The sequence below is a fragment of the Mesorhizobium sp. M7A.F.Ca.US.014.04.1.1 genome, from assembly GCF_003998745.1.
GTDB lineage: Bacteria > Pseudomonadota > Alphaproteobacteria > Rhizobiales > Rhizobiaceae > Mesorhizobium > Mesorhizobium ciceri.
Map to the genome: position 1 here is coordinate 1 of NZ_RZRW01000036.1, position 19,403 is coordinate 19,403.

Consider the following 19,403-nt stretch of genomic DNA (forward strand, 5'->3'; position numbering starts at 1 on the left):
GCGTCAAGGGCATTCGCGGCGCCACCGTCTATACCGTCTCCGACAAGGCTTCGGACCCCGAGGCGCAGGCGCTTGCCGACCGTGAGAACCTCTCCGACCAGTTCGCCGGCATGGAAATCAAGAACGACAACAAGGAAGTCACCGACATCCTGATCGACCTGATCCGCCGCGAAACACACAACTTCTCGATGAGTTTCGCCCACACGCTGGTTGGCCAGTTGTCGACCAGCGTCGGTCTTATCAACAATCCGCAGCGCTCCGCGGGTTTCAAGGTGCTCAAGGCACCCGATGTGCCGTCGGTGCTGGTCGAACTCGGTTATCTCTCGAACGCCAAGGACGAGGCGCAGTTGCTCAACGCCGACTGGCGCGGCAAGGCGGCCCAGAGCATAACCAACGCCGTCGCGCTGTTCGCGTCGGCCAAGGCCGGATCGGGAACCGGAGGTTGACATGACCGGCGACGCCTGCAACCAGAGGCGGCGTTGCGCGACGACAACACCCAGTGCTTTTATTTCCGGCCAGCAGCCGTGAAATCAGGCATTGCCGTATTTTGTCCACATGGCGGCGACAAGGGTTTTCGATTACGGATTGGGACCGGCTCGAAAGCTTGCGTGAAAGGCGGCTTCGTTTAGGAAATTCCCGAACCAAGGACTGGAGCGGGTATGATTCGTCTCATTGGCTATTTTTTCGGCATCGGCACGACGCTGGCCCTTCTGGTCGCGGCGGGCGTTGCGATCTACATCGGCCATTTGTCGAAGGATCTGCCCGACTACGAGGTACTGGCCAAATACGAGCCGCCGGTGACCACCCGCATCCATGCGTCCGACGGCGCGCTGATGGCCGAATATGCGCGCGAACGGCGCCTGTATCTGCCGATCCAGGCCATTCCGGACCGCGTCAAGGCGGCCTTCCTGTCGGCGGAAGACAAGAATTTTTACAATCACCCGGGCATCGATGTGACCGGCCTCGGCCGCGCCATCATCGTCAACCTGCAGAATTTCGGCTCGGGCCGGCGCCAGGTCGGCGCCTCGACGATCACCCAGCAGGTGGCGAAGAACTTCCTGTTGTCCTCGGACCAGACCTACGAGCGCAAGATCAAGGAGATGATCCTCGCCTTCCGCATCGAGCAGGCCTATCCCAAGGATCGCATTCTCGAGCTCTACCTCAACGAAATCTTCTTCGGCTTCGGCGCCTATGGCGTCGCCGGCGCGGCGCTGACCTATTTCGACAAATCGGTCAACGAACTGTCCGTGGCCGAGGCCGCCTACCTGGCCTCCCTGCCCAAGGGGCCGAACAACTATCACCCTTTCAAGCATGCCGATCGCGCGATCGAGCGCCGCAACTGGGTCATCGATCAGATGGTCGAGAACGGCTATGTCACGCGTGAGGAAGGCAACAAGGCCAAGGCCGAGCCGCTGGGCGTGACGCCGCGGCGCAGCGGCACCTATCTGTTCGCCGGCGAGTACTTCACCGAAGAGGTGCGCCGCCAGATCATCGCCCGCTACGGCGAGAATGCGCTCTACGAAGGCGGCCTCTCCGTCCGCACCACGCTCGATCCGAAGATCCAGCTCATTGCCCGCAAATCGATGCAGAACGGGTTGATGAAATACGACACGCTGCGCGGCTATCGCGGGCCGGTGACATCGATCGATGTCTCGGGCGACTGGGGCGTGCCGCTTGGCGCCGTCAAGGGACTGGAGGATGTTCCCGAATGGTCGCTCGCCGTCGTGCTCGACAGTTCGGCGACCGGCCTGTCGATCGGCCTGCAGCCCGCACGGCAGGCGTCGGGCGAGATCGTCAAGGAGCGCGTCGAAGGCACTATCAGCAAGGAGGACATGGGTTTTGCCATGCGCCATGTGGTCGCCGGCAAGACCGTCAAGGCCAAGTCGCCGGCGGAGGTGCTGAAGCCGGGCGACGTCATCTTCGTGCAGAAAAACGATGGTGCCGAGGGCACCTACAGCCTGCGCCAGGTGCCCGAAGTGGAAGGCGGCCTGATCGCCATGGACCCGCACACCGGCCGCGTGCTGGCCATGGTCGGCGGCTTCTCCTATGCGCAGTCCGAATTCAACCGCGCCACGCAAGCCATGCGCCAGCCGGGCTCCTCGTTCAAGCCGATCGTCTATTCGGCAGCGCTCGACAATGGCTATACGCCGGCCTCGGTCATCATGGACGGGCCGATCACGATCCAGAGCGGCAACACGAGCTGGACGCCGAAGAACTATGACGGCACCGTCGCCGGTCCGGCGACCCTGCGCTCCGGCATCGAGAAGTCGCGCAACCTGATGACGGTGCGGCTTGCCAATGACATGGGGATGAAGCTGGTGGTCGAATATGCCGAGCGCTTCGGTGTCTACGACCATCTGGCACCCTATCTGCCAATGGCGCTGGGTTCCGGCGAAACCACCGTGATGCGCATGGTGTCGGCCTATTCGATCATGGCCAATGGCGGCAAGTCGATCAAACCGTCGCTCATCGACCGCATCCAGGACCGCTACGGCAAGACGGTGTTCAAGCAGGACGAACGTGGCTGCCAGGGTTGCAATGCGCAGGAATGGCAGAACCAGCCGGAGCCGGAGCTGGTCGACAATTCCGAGCAGGTGCTCGACCCGATGACCGCCTACCAGATCACCTCGATGATGGAAGGCGTCGTGCAGCGCGGCACCGGCGCCACCATCGGCGAACTCGGCCGTCACATCGCCGGCAAGACCGGAACGACCAACGATGAAAAGGACGCCTGGTTCATCGGTTACACGCCCAACCTCGTCGTCGGCCTCTACATGGGCTATGACACGCCGCGCGGCCTCGGCCATGGCGCCACCGGTGGCGGTCTCGCAGCCCCGATCTTCAAGGACTTCATGCGAGTGGCGCTGGACGGCACGCCCAATGTCGACTTCAAGGTGCCGGAAGGCATGAACCTGGTCGCCATCAATCGCAAGACCGGCATGCGTGCCGCATCGGGCGATCCCGGCACCATCATCGAAGCCTTCAAGCCGGGCACCGGTCCCGCCGACAGCTATTGGGTGATCGGCATGGGCGCCGACGGCTCAAATGCCACCGGTGGCGCGCTGTCGCCGCAAGCCAATCAGGCTATCCAGTCCGGCGGCGGCGGCCTCTACTGACGATTTTCAGGGGCGGATGGGCTGGCCTTGGGCCGGCCCATTTTGCTTTACAGCCGGCGGCGGCGTGCCTATGTATCGCGCCGACCGATTTCAGCAAACAGGACAGAACAGCCAGCCATGCGCGCGGAAACGCAGAATATTGTCGACGAGATCAGGCAGGCGATAACCCTGCTGAGGAGGCATCTTTGACTGGGATCAAGCCATAAAGCGGCTTGAATACCTCAATGTGCGCGCCGAGGACGCCAGCCTCTGGAACGAGCCGCTGGAAGCGCAGAAGCTGATGCGCGAACGCCAGAGCCTCGAAGAAGGCATCGCCTCGGTGAAAGGTCTGACGCAGGCGCTGGAAGACAATATCGGCCTGATCGAACTCGGCGAGGAAGAGCGCGATGAGGGCGTGATCGCCGAGGCGGAAGCCGCGATCCGCTCGATGCAAGGCGAAGCGAAGGCCCGCCAGGTCGAGACGCTGCTGTCGGGTGAAGCAGACTCCAACGACACCTATCTCGAAATCCATGCCGGTGCCGGCGGCACCGAAAGCCAGGACTGGGCCTCGATGCTGCTGCGCATGTACACGCGCTGGGCCGAGCGGCGCCGTTTCAAAGTCGAAGTGCTGGAAATGCATGACGGCGAAGAGGCCGGCATCAAGTCCGCCACGTTGATGATCAAAGGCCACAACGCCTATGGCTGGATGAAGACGGAATCGGGCGTTCATCGCCTGGTGCGTATTTCGCCCTATGACAGCAATGCGCGCCGGCATACGTCCTTCGCCAGCGTCTGGGTCTATCCGGTCATCGACGACACGATCGAGATCGACGTCTCCGAATCCGACGTCCGCATCGATACTTATCGCTCGTCCGGCTCGGGCGGCCAGCACGTCAACACCACCGATTCGGCGGTGCGCATCACGCATCTGGCCACTGGCATCGCGGTCGCCTGCCAGGCCGAACGTTCGCAGCACAAGAACAAGGCCAAGGCCTGGGAGATGCTGCGCTCGCGCCTTTACGAGGAAGAGCTGAAGAAGCGCGAGGCGGTTGCAAACGCCACCGAAGCATCGAAGAGCGATATCGGCTGGGGCCACCAGATCCGCTCCTATGTGCTGCAGCCCTATCAGTTGGTGAAGGATCTCCGCACCGGCGTCGAGAGCACCAGCCCGTCGAGCGTGCTCGATGGCGACCTCGACGATTTCATGGAAGCCTCGTTGTCGCAGCGCATCGAAGGCGGTGCCGGCGAAGCCGTGGCGGACCTGGACTAGGATATGCCCATATTCAGGTGAGGCCGGCCTGGCCTCATCTGAACATACCCCTGCGCACCACAGCAATGGAGGAGAGAGTGCCGAGCAAGCTCACCGGAAAATGCTTTTGCGGCGCGGTTCACTACGAGGTGGCCGACGAATTCCTCTATGCCGCGAATTGCCATTGTTCGGACTGCCGGCGCACCACCGGTTCGGCATTCAAGCCTTTCGCCGGTATCGAGCGTGAAAAGTTTGTCCTCACCGAAGGCGAGGACAAACTCCTGATCTTCGGCGACCAAAGCGGCCACAACGCGCATTGCTGCCAGTGCGGCTCCTTGCTTTATTCGCTCGTGCGCGACGGCGCCTATGTCCATGTCGCCATGGGAACGCTCGTCGACGACCCATCCATTCGTCCAACCGAGCACATCTTCGTCGGTTCGAAGGCGGGCTGGTTCACCATCACCGATGACCTGCCGCAGTATCAAGAGCACGTGATTGCCGGCTCCGACCAGCAATAGGCTGGAACCACAGCGGGCCAATCCCGTTTATTCGACGCCCGTTTGCCGGGAATTGACCTTGGCCTCATCTCGTCGGCGGTAGCGGATGCCTGACGTCTGTAGAACGATGTCGGGAATGCATGTTCTTGCGCCGACCAAGGAATCAGCCCAGCATCCAAGGGCTGGGAGAGAAAAAGCATTTATGGCCGGACGCGGCATATCTGCGACCCGACGATCCGGCCACTGGGAAGATACGTTCCGGGAACGGGCAAGCGAAACGCTTGATGCTCGTTTGAAAGGAACGTTTCCATGTCTGCTGCCACACTCAGATCGGCCAATGCCGTTCAACCGGCTGGCCGACTTTTGTTTTCCCTGTTCGCGATCGGCGCGATGGCAATGCTGACGGCACCTGCCTTCGCGCATGACGCCACGCCCACGGCGGCAAAGCCACAAGGCTGGAGTTATCCGTTCGCATGCTGCGCCAACTATGATTGTCGCACGACCCATACAGGCGAAGTGCTGGAGAAACCCGAGGGCTATGTCATCGCCGGAACGGGTGAGGTCGTTCCAATGACCGACAAGCGTGTCAAGGACAGCCCGGACGGCGAGTTCCATTGGTGCGCGCACCAGGGGGGCCTCGACGCCGGCAGGACAATCTGCCTGTTCGTGCCGCCGCGCTCGTATTGACGATAGGAGCGCATTCCTACGTCCGCCTGATCGCGTGTGACGGGACGGGCTTGCTGAGACGCGCCTGTCGCGGTAGCGCCGGTGATGCTTGCTGACAGACAGTTGTCAGGAGCACCTCTTTATGCTGCCTTTGCCGCACAGGGTGGCGGCGACAGGAGGAGTTCGTTGATGACCATCAAGGCAAGCTGTCATTGCAAGGCGACGACGTTCGAGGTTTCGCAAGCACCGCAGACGGTGACGCAATGCACCTGTTCTTTCTGCTCGAAACGCGGCTCGCTCTGGGCCTATTACGTGCCTTCGCAATTCAAGCTCACCAGCCCGATGGAGAACGTCTCTTTCTATCGTTGGGGGTCGAAGACCGTAAAGCACGGTTTTTGCGCCACCTGCGGCTGCGGCACCTTTACCGAAACGCCGGACTGGTCGACAGGCGAGCCGGATTTCGACAATCCCAAGATCAGCGTCAACTCGCGGCTGTTCGATGATTTCGATCTCGACAAGGTCGAAGTGGTTGTCATAGACGGCAAGAACCTCTGGTAGCTTATCCAAACCATTCCGGCACGGCGATGCGGCGCCACCACCGGGTATTGGTCACTCGGGAAAAGCCGTGAACGGCGCTTTTGCCGTTCCGCTTTTCGCCGCAATTCATGGTACAAGTCGCGGGAAGGGCTGATTTGGCGCCACCGCAAGGCGTGACTTGGAGAGGGACCATCCTATGAAAAAGACTGTGCTCGTCGTCGTGGCGACGGCTGTGCTCGTGAGCGCCTGCACCACCACCGATCCGTATACAGGCGACCAGAAGATTTCCAACACGGCGGCCGGCGCCGGCCTTGGCGCCCTGGCGGGTGCCAGCCTTGGCCTGCTTGCCGGTGGCAACGACCGCCGCAACGCACTGATCGGCGCCGGCATCGGCGCGCTGGCCGGCGGCGCCATCGGCGCCACGATGGACCAGAACGAGGCCGAACTGCGCCGGCAGCTCGAGGGCACCGGTGTCAGCGTCACCCGCAGCGGCGACCAGATCATCCTCAACATGCCGTCCGACATCACCTTCAACTCGGATCAGGATGCGGTGAAGCCCGGCTTCTACCAGGTCCTGAACTCCGTCGCGCTGGTGCTGAAGAAGTTCAAGCAGACCACGGTCGACGTGTTCGGCCACACCGATTCGACCGGTGGCGACCAGCACAATTTCGATTTGTCGCAGCGTCGTGCTTTGGCGGTGGCGAACTATCTGTCCGGTCAGGGCGTGGATCAGCGGCGCTTCGCCGTCACAGGCTTCGGCAAGACACGTCCGGTCGCATCCAATGCCACAGCCGAAGGTCGGGCCCAGAACCGCCGCGTCGAGATCCAGCTGTCGCCGCTCACCTGATCCGTCCGGCAAGCGGATGCGAAACGGCCCTCATGCGGGGCCGTTTTTGTTTGAGCTGACATCGGCGCTCTGGATGGGTACGGTATAGATTTAGTTATTGCTAAAATATAGCTTTCCGGCGGCCATGGAAAGGAATAGCATCATGGCAGTCCAGCGGGGATGAGGCGGTGTAACCGGCCGCGCAATCAGCATTTTTCCGCCTCGGTCTTGCACGGCCAGATCAGAAATCTGGGAGGAATGCATGACAAGAACAGCCAGCCTTGGGCGCTGTGGCGTCCTCGTTTTAACAGGTTTGGTAGGCGCGTGGCTGAACGTTGCTTCGGCTCGGGCCGAGGACGCCAACAAGGCCGACATCGAAGCCTTGAAAAAGTCGCTCGCCAAATATGAGGATTACACCGCTGCCGTCCGCGATCTCTATCTGTCGACGGTCGGCTGCGTCTACTACAGCGGAGAAAAGATAGCGGGCGCGATGGATTACCCGAAGGGCGCCATGGGTATTCACTTCGTCAATGTCCCGAGTGTCGGCCAGAAGCTCGACCCGATGCACCCCAACGTGCTGATCTATGAACCGACCAAGAAGGGTTTGCGGCTGGTGGGCGCGGAATGGCTGGTGCCTCTGACGCCGGACATAAAGGAGCCTCCGAAGCTGTTTGGCCAAACCTTCATGGGGCCGATGGAGGGGCACTACCCTCTCATCCCGAAGGAGTTCGTCCATTACGACCTTCATGCCTGGCTCGGGGACAATCCGAACGGCATGTTCAGTCCGACGAACCCGAACGTGAAATGCTCGAAGGCCGAGTTTCCGATGCTGGAAAAACCGACCAAGATGATGCCTGGGCCGATGTAACGGGCGAACCAGGCTGGAGCTCTACCGAGAAGGCAAGCCGGATGGCTGGCTTGCCTTCGAAGCGGTCGGGATCAGACCTTGGCGACGATCCGCATGAAGGCCGGCATGTCATCGCCGAAGCCAACGGTGGAATCGTTGTCTTCCTGGTGACGTTGGCGGGCAGGGCGGCTGTTGTCTCGCTGCGGCCGGGTATCGCCGCGTTCCTGTGCGCGCTGTTCGTTGCGATCGGACGATTTGCGCTCGGTGTTTTCCGAACGGATCGCTTCCTTGCGCGAGCGCCGTTCGCCGACGTCGGCGGCTGCCGCTGCGACCTCGGCCGCCGGCTGGTCCTCGCGGACTGTTTCCGGTGCCGTGTCTTCGCTGCGCTTGGCGTGGCGTTCGCGCGGTTTGCGCTCGCCGCCCTTTTCCCTGCTGCGGTCGTCGTCCTTGCGACCGGCGCGGCGCGGTGCGCCCTTGCCACGGCGCGGAGCATCGTCCTCGCCGCCTTCGCTGGCAACCACCGTCGACAAGTCGCCGTCATGCCATTCGATCTTGTTGCCGATCAGCCGCTCGATGGCGTCGATGTATTTGGTGTCCGACTTGGTCGCGATGGTGAAGGATTTTCCGGAGCGTCCGGCGCGGCCGGTACGGCCGATACGGTGGACATAATCCTCGGCATGGATCGGCACGTCATAGTTGAAGACATGGCTGACGTCGGGGATGTCCAAGCCGCGCGCGGCGACGTCGGAAGCGACGAGGTAGCGCAGCTTGCCGTCGCGGAAATTGGCCAGCATCTGCATGCGCGCGCGCTGGTCCATGTCGCCATGCAGCGCACCGGCGTCGAAATCATACTTCAGCAGCGAGCGGAACAGTTCCGACACTTCGACCTTGCGGTTGCAGAAGATGATGGCGTTCTTCAGTTCGGCATCTTCGGCCTTGATCAGGTTGCGCAGCGTCTCGCGCTTGTCCCACGGCTTGGAGCCTGATTTGACCAGCCGCTGGGTGATGTTGGTGGCGGCGGACGCGGCCTTCGAGACCTCGACGCGCACCGGCGCATGCAGGAATTTCTCGGTCAGCTTGGTGATTTCCGGCGGCATCGTCGCCGAGAAGAACAGCGTCTGCCTGGTGAACGGGATCATCTCGCAGATGCGCTCGATGTCGGGAATGAAGCCCATGTCGAGCATGCGGTCGGCTTCGTCGATGACGAGGATCTCGACGCCATTGAGCAACAGCTTGCCGCGCTCGCGGTGATCGAGCAGGCGGCCGGGCGTCGCGATCAGCACGTCGACGCCGCGCTCCAGCTTCTTGTTCTGTTCGTCGAATGAGACACCGCCGATCAGGAGCGCGATGTTGAGCTTGTGGTTCTTGCCATATCGGATGAAATTCTCTTCGACCTGCGCGGCGAGTTCGCGCGTCGGCTCCAGGATCAGCGTGCGCGGCATACGGGCGCGGGCCCGGCCGTTTTCGAGGCGGGTCAGCATCGGCAGCACGAAGGAAGCCGTCTTGCCAGTGCCGGTCTGGGCGATGCCCAAAATATCCTTGCCGAGCAAGGCGTGCGGGATCGCACCAGCCTGGATCGGCGTCGGCTGGGTGTAGCCGGCGTCGGTGACTGCGGAAAGGACCTTCGGCGACAGGCCGAGGTCTGCGAAGGTCAACGCTTCTTGAGCGGTCGTGGTGTCTGAGGACAAGTGTTGTTGTCTTTGGCTGGTTCGGGGAAGCGCAACGGCGTCTAATGGCGTCGCGGCAAGCGCCACGCGCCTGCAAGATCGGTATTGCAATTAGGAGCAAGCCCTCGATTTGTCAACAGAAACGGGCAGCAATGGCACGATTGTGAAGTTGTAACCTTAATCGGGATGCTTAATCGACCTGTCGGTCGCAGAGCCGGCTCAATAGCGGAACTGTTCGGCGAGAATACGCTCGTTCCAGGAATGATTGGGATCGAACAGCAACGTTGCTGTCGCCGTGGGTGATTCTCGCACCGTCACCGAGGTCACCGCCTTGACCTCGGTATGGTCGGCGGCGGCGTTCACCGGCCGCTTTTCCGGCTCGCGGATGTCGAAGCGCACCGTCGCTTTGTTGGAGAGCAGCGCGCCGCGCCAGCGGCGCGGGCGAAACGGGCTGACCGGGGTCAGCGCCAGCAGCGGCGCGTCGAGCGGCAGGATCGGCCCGTGCGCCGAAAGATTGTAGGCGGTGGACCCGGCCGGGGTTGCGATCATGACGCCGTCGCAGTTCAGTTCCTCAAGCCGGACCTGTTCGTCGACGGTGATGCGGATCTTGGCCGTCTGGTACGATTGACGCCACAGCGCCACCTCGTTGATAGCCAGTGCCGAAATCGTTTCGCCTTCCGAGGTCACGGCCAGCATCTCCAGCGGGCGGATGGTTTCGGCGACGGCGGCTTCGAGACGCTCGGTCAGGCCACCGGAACGATACTCGTTCATCAGGAAGCCGATGGTGCCACGGTTCATGCCGTAGACCTTCTTGCCGGTCCCCATCGTGTCGCGCAGGGTCTGCAGCAGGAAGCCGTCACCCCCAAGGGCAACGACGATCTCGGCCTCCTCGACGGAAGACTGGCCATAGCGCGCCGACAGGCTTTCCAGCGCCGTCTTGGCGTCAGCGGTGTCGGACGAGACGAAGGCGATGTGGCTGGCGGCTTTGCTCATGGCTCCCCGATGACGACCGGTGGCAGCGGCAGGGCCGCGCCAATTTCGGGGTAGCATGGGCGGGGTAGGTCTGCAAACGGAGCCGCCATCCCGGATGGCAATGCCATTCCGGGATGGCGAGGCGACCGCGGGACGGCGGATGCGGACATGCGTTCGCGTATCATGACAAAGGCTACGCGAATGTGATGGTTAAGACCGGCCTTAAAGTCTCGTAAAGCCGGATCGGTCATGTTAGCCGGCAGTGGATGGGTGGCGTGGGGGCTAGCCAGTCGAGGCCGACATATTGCCGGTAACACGCCTGATCATTGTCTTTCTGATGCTGGGAAGCTTCGCGCTGCTCTTTGCCGAACTGGTGCGCCAGTCCGAAGAGACGAGCTTCCGACCGCAGCCCACGGCGTCGCGCTGTGGTGACGCAGCCGGAGCGCCATGCCCGCAAAGGGCGCTGTAGCGCTGTAACCTGATCATCCTTTCGGACGACCGGCGGCATTGGCGGCCGCTTCGGTGCGCGACATCGCGCGGCAGTTTCTCTCCTTAAAAGCAGAGGCCGGTCGGCTGCCGCACGTTCCACTCGTGAAAGCTTGCTGTTTGCACTCGCGGCGCTTGGCGGTGTAGATGGGTGCACCGATTGGCGGAAAGGTTTTTGGGTAGCCTCGTATCCGCCGTTGTTGGGAAACAAGCCCTGCGGCTCGTTGACTGGCCGGGTGTCTGGAGCAGGGGGTTCCATGTCGCGCAGCGTGTTGATTTCTGGTGGCTGCGGCTTCCTCGGCTCACATCTGGTCGACCGTCTGTTGCGGCGAAGCGATCTGGAAAAGCTGATCGTCGTCGACAATCTTTGGACCGGGACGCGAGACAACGTCGCACATATCGCCGATCCGCGTTTCGATCTGCAGATTGCCGATGCCGAAAGCTTTTCATCCCTTCAACGCTTCGATGAGATCATCCATCTCGCGTCGCCGGCTTCGCCGCTTTGGTACATGCGCGAGCCGGTACGCACGATCAAGGCCAACATCGGCGGCGCGCTCAATCTTCTGACGCTGCTCAAGCCCGGCGGCCGTTTCTGCTTCGCCTCGACCTCGGAAGTCTATGGCGACCCCCTGGTTTCACCCCAACCCGAGAGTTACAGGGGATCGGTGGACTGCACCGGTCCCAGGGCCTCTTATGATGAAAGCAAACGCTGCACCGAGGCATTGCTGTTCGAACAGCAGCGGGTTGTCGGGCTCGACATTCGCGTCGTCAGGATTTTCAACACATATGGGCCGCGAACCCGCATCGACGACGGACGCGCCGTTTCGAACTTTGCCATCCAGGCTCTGACAACCGGGGTGCTGACGGTCTATGGCGACGGGTCCCAATCGCGCAGTTGGGGTTATGTCGACGACATCGTCGAGGGGCTGGAACGTTACTTCTGGCGCGACGGCATCTCGCATCGCGGCCCTCTGAACATCGGCAACGATCACGAGGTTTCCGTCCTGCGCATCGCGGAATTCGTCAGGTCGCTTGTCCCCGGCAGCCGCATCGAGCACCACCCTCCGGCTCCCCAGGATCCGACAAATCGGCGTCCGGACCTGACGTCGGCGAGGCATGTCCTTCCTGGCTGGGAAGCCAGGACGGGCTATCAGGAAGGCATCGGGCGCACCTTCGATTGGTTCCGTCAGCGAATTGCGGCCGGAACCGTTGCGGCCCCAACGGCCTGACGCGCCCGACGTCGCGGCCAAAGCTCTTTCCTGGCTGCCCACTTGGTCACCACCGCATCGGGCGCATCGATCGGCGAGCCATGGCCGTATCCGCATAAAGATATTGACTGCATGTTTAGTCATAGTTACTCCTGAGGTCGCGAATTGAGTTGGACAGCCGGCGCCAGCCGGTGAATGGCCACCGTGAAGAGGGGAATATCTCGACTGCGATGCGGCTTGCCGTTGCCGGTGCGCCGCATGCCGCAAATGCGATGCCGACGGCCGTTCTCGTGCCGTCGATCGGCATTGTCGCGGCCATCTTTTCGTCAGCAGGAAACGGACCTGAGGCCGTAACGCCGCCGGTCCCAACAATGGGAGCATACAGCATGAACTGGAAACTGACCGCGACGGCCATCGGCCTGTCGCTGCTGACTGTCACGGGCGTTGCCCATGCCGACGGCGAACTCAACATCTACAATTGGGGCAACTACACCAGTCCCGAGCTGATCAAGAAGTTCGAGGAGACCTACAAGGTCAAGGTCACCGTCACCGACTATGATTCCAACGATACCGCCCTGGCCAAGGTCCGGCAGGGCGCCTCCGGCTATGACATCGTCGTGCCCTCGGCGAGCGTCGTGCCGGTCTGGATCAGCGAAGGTCTGCTCTTGGAGACCGATCCCAACAAGATGGAGAACTTCAAGAACGTCGATCCCAGGTGGGTCGATGTTCCATTCGATCCAGGCCGCAAATATACCGTTCCATGGCAGTGGGGAACGACCGGCATTTCGGTGAACAAGTCGGTTTATGCCGGCGACCCCAACACATCGGCGATCTTCCTCGACCCACCCCCCGAACTCGTCGGCAAGATCAATGTCGTACCCGAAATGGGTGACATCATGTTCCTCGCCATCGCTTACGAGGGTGGCAAATATTGCAGCAGCGACATGCAGATGCTGAAGAAGGTGCATGACAAGCTGGTGGAGGCCAAGGCGAAATGGCTTTCGCTCGACTATGCGGCCGTCGACGGCCTGGGCAGGGGCGACATCGCCGCGGGCGTCAACTGGAACGGCATATCGCTGCGCGAGCGGCTTGAGAACGACAAGATCGTCTATGGCTATCCCAAGGAAGGCTATCCGATCTGGATGGACAATGTCGCTGTCCTCAAGGACGCCAAAAACGTCGACAACGCCAAGCTGTTCCAGAATTTCATCATGGATCCGCAGAATGCGGCGCTGATCTCAGCCTTTGCGCGTTATTCGAACGGCATCAAGGGCTCGGAAGCCTTCATGCCCGACGACATGAAGACCGCGCCGGAAGTCAACATTCCCGCCGATTTCGCCGCCAAGGGCCAGTTCATGCAGGCATGCCCGCCCGACGTGCAGGCGCTCTACACGAAGATCTGGACCGATCTGCAGAAATGACCTGACCAGGCTTTCCCGCGCCGCAGCACGCGGCGCGGTCATCTCCGTCCATGCAACGCGATGCGCAGATCGCAGGAGACTTCCCATGACCGATCTCGACCTTTGCTACATGCCGGCCAGCGAGGCGCTGCGGCTGTTCAAGGCAAAGAAGCTTTCGCCCGTCGAACTGATGCAGGCCACCATCCGCCGCGCCGAAGCCACCAAGCCGACGATCAACTGCCTCACCTTCACGCATTTCGACGAGGCGATGGATCTGGCCAGGAAAGCCGAGGCGAAATACGCCAGGGGGGCCCGTACCGGGGCGCTCGAGGGGCTGCCGATCGGCATCAAGGACGAGAGCTACATCAAGGACAAGCCGACCTCGCACGGCTCGCTGCTGTCCCGGGATGCCATCGGTGGCCATACGTCGACGATGAACGAGCGCATCATCAAGGCCGGAGGCATTGTCCATGCCCGCACGGCGACGCCTGAATTCAGCTGCGCCGGCTACACCTGGTCGAAACGCTGGGGCGTGACGCGCAATCCGTGGAACCCGGATTTCACGCCCGGCGGTTCGTCCGGCGGTGCCGCGGCGACGCTGGCGTCCGGCACGTCGTCGATCGCCACCGGCTCGGACATTGCCGGGTCGATCCGAATTCCCGCGTCGGCCTGCGGTCTTGTCGGCTTCAAGCCGCCTTACGGGCGCAATCCGGACGAGCCGCCGTTCAACCTCGATTTCTACTGCCACACCGGACCTTTGGCGCGAAACGTCGGGGATGCGATCCTGCTGCAGAACGTGATGGCCGGACCGAGCCCGCTCGACATCGCCACGCTCCGCCCCAAACTGCGCCTGCCCAGCGACTACAAGCCGATCAAGGGCTGGAAGATTGCTTTCTCGATGGACCTCGGTTCTTTCGAGGTCGATCCGGACGTGCGCAAGAACACGCTTGCCGCCTGCGATGTGTTTCGCTCGCTTGGCGCCACGGTCGAGGAAGTCGATCTGGGCTGGGGCGACGACGTGCTCAAGGCGGGCATGGCCTATCTCGAACATCTGTTCGGCGCCTCACTGTCGCAACTGCTCAAGGAGCACGGCAAGGACATGACGAGCTATGCCAGGCAGTTCGCCGAGGACGGGCAAAGGTCGAAGGCGACGGACTTTGTCGGAACACTGGAAGTGGCGGCCAGGATGTACCAGACGCTGGGGCCGCTGCTGGAGACCTACGATGTGCTGATCTGCCCGACCAACGCGCTTCCCGCCGTGCCGGCGGAGTTCGATCAGACAACGGGCACGGTCGAGATCAACGGCAAGCAGGTGAACCCGTCGCTTGGCTGGGTGATGACGACGCCGTTCAACATGATGAGCCGCTGTCCGGTTCTATCCGTGCCGTCGGGCCGGGCGGCAAGCGGCGTGCCGACAGGCATCCAGATCGTCGGCCGCACCTATTGCGATGCCGATGTCTTCCGGGCGGCCATGGCCTATGAGATGGCCAAGGGGCAGTGGTACACAAACGCCGAAACGCGCCCGTCGCTATAACAGGGCGATGCGGCCCTTGCCGCGATCGTGGTTGATCTGCGGTTTCGGTTGTGGTGAGCCGACGCCGGACACCTCGAATAGACGGATCCGTGGCGGCGCCGGCGATCGCCGGCAGAAGTCCGAAAGGAGCTGGACGAAGATGGCGCAACAAAACACTGCGGCGGCAAAACGCAAAGGCGCAACGGCGAAGAATGGACGTGCGGCAAACGATGCCGCGCCGCCCAAGGACCGTCGGCGCGAACGCGGCGAAGCCAGCGTGCAGCGGATCATCGACGCCACCATCGAGCTCATCGCGGAGGAGGGACTGGCAAGCGTCACCATGCAGCGCATCGCCGAACATGTCGGCTCGTCCAATGCCCTGGTCGTCTTCCATTTCCGCAGCAAGGAGAACCTGTTTCGCGCCGTCCTGCAGTATCTCAGCGATCGATACGACGAGCTGTGGGTGACGCTGGTGCGAGCGCCCGGCCTGTCGCCGGTTGAGCGGGCCCTGGGCGCGGTCGATTGCGCGCAACGTTTCGCCCGCCAGCACCCGAAATGGGTTTCGGTCTTTGTCGTGTTCTCCAGCGACCGCAAGAGCATGCAGATCTACAATGAGATCGGCCTGCCGAGCGATCTTGCCTACACCGCCGAAGCGCGCGAGTTGCTGATCGAGATTTCGCGCAGCGGCGGTTACACCGACGTCGACATCGACACGCTGTCGGAGAGCCTGAATTATCTGGTCCACGGCGCCTGGTATTGGGATCATCTCAATCCATCCAGCCGTGACACCAACGTGCTGCGCAAGACCATGCTGCTCCTGCTGCATCAGGCATTCCCGCGGCATTTCGAACTGATGCGCTAGAGCAATTCCAGGAAAAGTGTGAAACGGTTTTCCGTCCGGAATTGCGCCAAACAAGGAGTTGGAGTGGTTCGCCGTTTCCGTGAAACGGTGAACCGCTCTGACCGCTTTCATGGCTGCCGCAGATGGCAGCCGGCCTGCCGCTTCTGTTCCAGATACTCGTCGACAAGCTGGCGGTAGCGCACCTTGCCGAAACTCGGGAAATGGCCGCCATGCACGACCGAGACATCGAGGTCGCGCAGGCGCAGCAGTGTCGCCATGTAGTCTGATATGTCCGAGTGGTAGACGTCGTCGATCAGCGGGCCGTCATAGATGATATCGCCTGATAACAGGATGCCCGTCCTGTTTTCATAGAGCGCGATGCCGCCGGGCGAATGGCCGGGCGTGTGGATCACCTCGAAGGCACGATCGCCGAGATCGACGACGTCCCCATGCTTGAGCAAACGGCCTGCCGGTGCGGGCGGAATACGGTAGCGCGCCGTGTTCCAGCCTTGCGGCTGGCAATCGAACATTTCGTCGGTCGCATAGGTGTCGGCTGCCGTCCACTCGTTACGCGGATCGGCGAGGATCCCGGCCTCGGCGGCGTGCACGCACCGTTCGGGAAATTCGTGGTGGCAGCCTATATGATCGAAATGCGTGTGGCTGGCGACGCAAATCAGCTTGCGCTCGCTGACCAACGGCACGTGACGCCTGAGGCTGAAATGGCCAAGCCCGGTGTCGAACAGAAGGTCACGATCGCGGCCGCGCACATGCCACATGTTGCAGCGGAAGAACGGTTTTATCCAAGGCTCGTGGATCAAGGTCACGCCATCGCTCATGCGGATGGTCTCGTACCAGTCTGGTGCCTCGATGACCGCAAGCGTTGCCATGTTTCAATCCGTCAGAAAGTTCAGTCCGTCAGCAGGATGATCTGGTCGGTATCGCAGGAAATCGCGACCCTGTCGCCCGGCTGGACGGTCGCCGTCGCGGGCAATTTGGCGATGAAGTGGAGCGAAGGGTCCTCGACGGAAACGGCGAGCACGCGCTTGAAGCTGCCCTGGAAAACCACGTCGCTCACCTCGGCTGTGCCAAGCCTGACACCGCCGCGCGCCTCGCCGAGGACAAGATGCTCCGGCCGTATGGCCAGCGCAACGGTAGAGCCGACCGGCAAGGCGCCGGGCAGCGAGACCGGCCCGACCGGCGTCGCGACGGTGCTTGTCCTATCCTTCGCCTCCGTGACCGTGCCGGCGAGGATCGTGCTTTCGCCCATGAAGGTCGCCGAAAAACGCGTCGCCGGCCGTGCGTAGACGCGCTCTGGCGGACCTTCGTCCTCGATGCGCCCGTCATTCATCACCACGCAATGGTCGGCCAGCGCCATCGCCTCTTCCTGGTCGTGCGTGACATGGATAAAGGCGGTGCCGACGCGCTTCTGGATCGCCTTCAATTCATCCTGCATCTGCCGGCGAAGTTTGAGGTCGAGGGCGCCGAGCGGCTCGTCGAGCAACAGCACCGCCGGCTCGATCACCAGCGCCCGCGCCAGCGCCACGCGCTGCCGTTGGCCGCCGGAGAGCTGATGCGGCTTCTTGTCGAAGGCAGAGGCGAGACCGACCAGCGCCAGCGCCTCGCGCGCCTTTGCGGCGCGTGTCGCGCCGTCGACGCCCTGCATGCGCAGGCCGAAGCCGACATTGCTGCCGACGCTCATATGCGGAAACAGCGCATAGTCCTGGAACACCGTCGTCGTCGGGCGCTTGGCCGGCGGCACCGACGTGCAATCCTCGCCACGGATGAACACCTTGCCTTCGCTGGGGGTGACGAAGCCGCCCAGAATGGACAAGAGCGTCGTCTTGCCGGAGCCGGACGGCCCGAGCAGGATCGTGTAGCTGCCGGGCTCGATCTGCAGCGAGACATCCTTCAGCACGGTGTGCTGGCCGAAGCGATGCGAGACACTGCTGATGTCGACGAGGGGCGCGCTCATGCCGGCTTTCTCCGAAGCAATGTCAGTTCAAAAAACACCACCAGCACGATGGAGACGGCGAAGACCAGCGAGCCGACGGCATTGGTCTTGGGATTGAGGCCGGAACGCAGCAGGTTCCAGATCTCGACCGGCAGCGTGGTGTCGAAGCGGGTGAGCAGGAAGGAGATCACGAATTCGTCCCAGGAGAAGGTCATCGACAGGAAGAAGCCGGCGAAGATGGCCGGCGCCATGACCGGCACGGTGATCAACAGCAGCACCTTCCATTCCGGCGCGCCGAGGTCGCGCGCGGCGCGCTCGATGTTGATCTGATGGTCGCCCATCTGGCTGTAGATGATGGCAAAGCACAGCGGCAGATTGATCACGACATGGCCGATGCCGGCAGCCAGTAGCGATTTCGGTACGCCGGCCCAGTTGAACAGCACCAGCAGCCCCATGCCGATGATGAGATAGCTGACCGTCAGCGGCAGGGTGATCAGCCCGCGCAGCAGGCCGGAGCCGGGCAGGACGAAGCGGGCAAAGCCCCAGGCGGAAAGGAAGCCGAGCGTCACGGCGGCGAGCGACGAGATGGACGCGACCAGCAGCGAATTGACCAACGCCGAAGTCAGCCGTGGGTCCGAGAGCACCGCGTCGTACCAGCGCAGCGACGGGCCGGTGAAGGGCGGGATCGGGAACGACGTCGCCTGCAGCGAAAACAGTACCAGCACGATCACGGGCAGGAAGATGAAGCCGTAGACGGCAAGCGCGTAGAGCCAGGAGGCGATGCGGACAATCCTGCGCATCTCAGGCCCGCTCGATCTTCAGCCAGTGGGCGCAGGCGAGATAGGCGATGGTGACCACCGCCATCAGGATGATCGACAGCGCCGAGGCCAGCGGAAAGTCGCCGCGCCGGCCGATCTGCATCATCACCAGCTGCGGCATCAGCAGCTCGTTGTTGCCGCCCAGGATCTGCGGCGTGATGTAGTCGCCGATGCACAGCACGAAGGTGAGGAAGGCGCCGACCATGATGCCGGGCAAGGTCAGCGGCAGCACGACATGCAGGAAGGTTCGCACCGGCCCGGCGCCGAGATCGGCGGCCGCCTTGCGGTAGCTCGGGCTGAGCTGCTTGAGATTGGCGAAGATCGTCAGCGTCAACAACATGACGAAGAAGTGCACGAAGCCGGTGATGGTGGCGAAACGCGTGTTGGCGAGATGCACAGGCTCGCTGATGAGGCCGGAGCCGGTCAGCGCCCGGTTTATGACGCCGTTCTGCGCCAGCACCAGCAGCCAGGAATAGGAGCGCACGACATAGGAGGTCCAGAACGGCAGCACCGCCAGCATCAGCGCCAGCCGCTGCCAGCGCTCCGGCACCTGTTCGGCGAGGATCCAGGCGAAGGGATAGGCGAGCAGCACCGAGACCACGGTGACGATCGCGGTCACCTCAAGCGAGTTCACCATCGCCTGCCAGTAGGAGGGGTTGGTGAAGAATTGGCTGTAGTTGGACAGCGTGAAGCCGCCGCCCTCATGCGCCGTCAGGCTGGAAAACCCCATGGCAATGAACGGCAGCACGAAGAACAGCAGCGTCCAGCCGAGCGCCGGCGTGACCAGCGCCCAGGGCAGAGCAGAGCTCGCCCGGGGCAGGGGATGGCCC

At 62.4% G+C, this 19,403-nt stretch carries 20 protein-coding genes; 13 read left to right on the forward strand and 7 right to left on the reverse strand.

Annotated elements, in window-relative coordinates; genetic code table 11:
* The 8 genes from EOA22_RS04340 to EOA22_RS04375 all read left to right on the forward strand — a co-directional run.
* Positions 1-446: N-acetylmuramoyl-L-alanine amidase (locus EOA22_RS04340; protein WP_206521260.1), on the forward strand; the 446-nt coding region annotated here is incomplete at its 5' end.
* Between the two features lie 213 nt (positions 447-659).
* Complete coding sequence (locus EOA22_RS04345) at positions 660-3,116, forward strand: penicillin-binding protein 1A (RefSeq protein WP_013531366.1); 2,457 nt, start codon at positions 660-662, stop codon at positions 3,114-3,116.
* A gap of 117 nt (positions 3,117-3,233) precedes the next feature.
* Positions 3,234-4,365, forward strand: a protein-coding gene (gene prfB / locus EOA22_RS04350) for a peptide chain release factor 2 (protein ID WP_013531367.1) whose coding sequence is annotated in 2 segments (ribosomal slippage) — positions 3,234-3,299 and positions 3,301-4,365 — 1,131 coding nt in all. Because the reading frame shifts where the segments join, the coding sequence is not laid out codon by codon here.
* A gap of 65 nt (positions 4,366-4,430) precedes the next feature.
* Positions 4,431-4,862 carry a GFA family protein gene (locus tag EOA22_RS04355; RefSeq protein ID WP_063168090.1) on the forward strand — a complete coding sequence of 144 codons (432 nt, stop codon included), beginning with the start codon at positions 4,431-4,433 and terminating at the stop codon, positions 4,860-4,862.
* Between the two features lie 288 nt (positions 4,863-5,150).
* The gene (locus tag EOA22_RS04360) at positions 5,151-5,528 is read left to right on the forward strand and encodes a hypothetical protein (RefSeq protein WP_013531369.1); all 378 of its coding nucleotides are present in this window, start codon (positions 5,151-5,153) and stop codon (positions 5,526-5,528) included.
* A 168-nt stretch (positions 5,529-5,696) separates the two neighbouring features.
* Positions 5,697-6,065 (forward strand): GFA family protein, encoded by a 369-nt coding sequence (locus EOA22_RS04365; RefSeq protein ID WP_024503891.1) that lies wholly within the window; start codon positions 5,697-5,699, stop codon positions 6,063-6,065.
* A gap of 175 nt (positions 6,066-6,240) precedes the next feature.
* Complete coding sequence (locus EOA22_RS04370; RefSeq protein WP_013531371.1) at positions 6,241-6,891, forward strand: OmpA family protein; 651 nt, start codon at positions 6,241-6,243, stop codon at positions 6,889-6,891.
* Positions 6,892-7,132: 241 nt separating this feature from the next.
* Positions 7,133-7,738, forward strand: coding sequence for a hypothetical protein (locus tag EOA22_RS04375; RefSeq protein WP_013531372.1), 606 nt, complete (start codon positions 7,133-7,135; stop codon positions 7,736-7,738).
* 71 nt (positions 7,739-7,809) lie between these two features.
* Here EOA22_RS04375 and EOA22_RS04380 read toward each other — a convergent pair whose 3' ends face one another.
* On the reverse strand, positions 7,810-9,405 hold the full coding sequence (locus EOA22_RS04380) for a DEAD/DEAH box helicase (protein ID WP_164755241.1): 1,596 nt from the start codon (positions 9,403-9,405) through the stop codon (positions 7,810-7,812).
* Between the two features lie 198 nt (positions 9,406-9,603).
* The gene (locus EOA22_RS04385; protein ID WP_013531374.1) at positions 9,604-10,377 is read right to left on the reverse strand and encodes an NAD kinase; all 774 of its coding nucleotides are present in this window, start codon (positions 10,375-10,377) and stop codon (positions 9,604-9,606) included.
* Positions 10,378-10,660: 283 nt separating this feature from the next.
* On the opposite strand from EOA22_RS04385, the gene EOA22_RS38025 reads away from it, so the two are divergent.
* Both EOA22_RS38025 and EOA22_RS04390 read left to right on the forward strand, forming a co-directional pair.
* Positions 10,661-10,825 carry a hypothetical protein gene (locus EOA22_RS38025; RefSeq protein ID WP_164748845.1) on the forward strand — a complete coding sequence of 55 codons (165 nt, stop codon included), beginning with the start codon at positions 10,661-10,663 and terminating at the stop codon, positions 10,823-10,825.
* Positions 10,826-11,099: 274 nt separating this feature from the next.
* Positions 11,100-12,071: an NAD-dependent epimerase/dehydratase family protein gene (locus EOA22_RS04390; RefSeq protein ID WP_063168088.1), complete on the forward strand. Its 972-nt coding sequence runs from the start codon at positions 11,100-11,102 to the stop codon at positions 12,069-12,071.
* Positions 12,072-12,186: 115 nt separating this feature from the next.
* On the opposite strand, the gene EOA22_RS04395 is transcribed toward EOA22_RS04390, so the two are convergent.
* Positions 12,187-12,465, reverse strand: a complete 279-nt coding sequence (locus EOA22_RS04395; protein WP_127224493.1) for a hypothetical protein — start codon at positions 12,463-12,465, stop codon at positions 12,187-12,189.
* Here EOA22_RS04395 and EOA22_RS04400 point away from each other — a divergent pair.
* The 3 genes from EOA22_RS04400 (at position 12,437) to EOA22_RS04410 (ending at position 15,825) form a co-directional block, all read left to right on the forward strand.
* Complete coding sequence (locus EOA22_RS04400) at positions 12,437-13,471, forward strand: extracellular solute-binding protein (protein ID WP_024503894.1); 1,035 nt, start codon at positions 12,437-12,439, stop codon at positions 13,469-13,471. The genes EOA22_RS04395 and EOA22_RS04400 overlap by 29 nt on opposite strands.
* 85 nt (positions 13,472-13,556) lie before the next feature.
* Positions 13,557-14,984, forward strand: coding sequence for an amidase (locus EOA22_RS04405; RefSeq protein WP_063168087.1), 1,428 nt, complete (start codon positions 13,557-13,559; stop codon positions 14,982-14,984).
* A 139-nt stretch (positions 14,985-15,123) separates the two neighbouring features.
* Positions 15,124-15,825, forward strand: coding sequence for a TetR/AcrR family transcriptional regulator (locus tag EOA22_RS04410; protein ID WP_063168086.1), 702 nt, complete (start codon positions 15,124-15,126; stop codon positions 15,823-15,825).
* Between the two features lie 107 nt (positions 15,826-15,932).
* On the opposite strand, the gene EOA22_RS04415 is transcribed toward EOA22_RS04410, so the two are convergent.
* From EOA22_RS04415 to EOA22_RS04430, 4 genes are read right to left on the reverse strand one after another with little or no spacing between them, the layout of a single operon-like run.
* On the reverse strand, positions 15,933-16,691 hold the full coding sequence (locus EOA22_RS04415; RefSeq protein WP_063168085.1) for an MBL fold metallo-hydrolase: 759 nt from the start codon (positions 16,689-16,691) through the stop codon (positions 15,933-15,935).
* A gap of 20 nt (positions 16,692-16,711) precedes the next feature.
* Positions 16,712-17,776: an ABC transporter ATP-binding protein gene (locus EOA22_RS04420; RefSeq protein WP_063168084.1), complete on the reverse strand. Its 1,065-nt coding sequence runs from the start codon at positions 17,774-17,776 to the stop codon at positions 16,712-16,714.
* Positions 17,773-18,555, reverse strand: a complete 783-nt coding sequence (locus EOA22_RS04425) for an ABC transporter permease (RefSeq protein WP_013531381.1) — start codon at positions 18,553-18,555, stop codon at positions 17,773-17,775. The genes EOA22_RS04420 and EOA22_RS04425 overlap by 4 nt, the downstream gene beginning before the upstream one ends.
* Before the next feature lies 1 nt (position 18,556).
* The gene (locus tag EOA22_RS04430) at positions 18,557-19,393 is read right to left on the reverse strand and encodes an ABC transporter permease (protein WP_127389858.1); all 837 of its coding nucleotides are present in this window, start codon (positions 19,391-19,393) and stop codon (positions 18,557-18,559) included.
* Between the last annotated feature and the right edge of the window lie 10 nt (positions 19,394-19,403).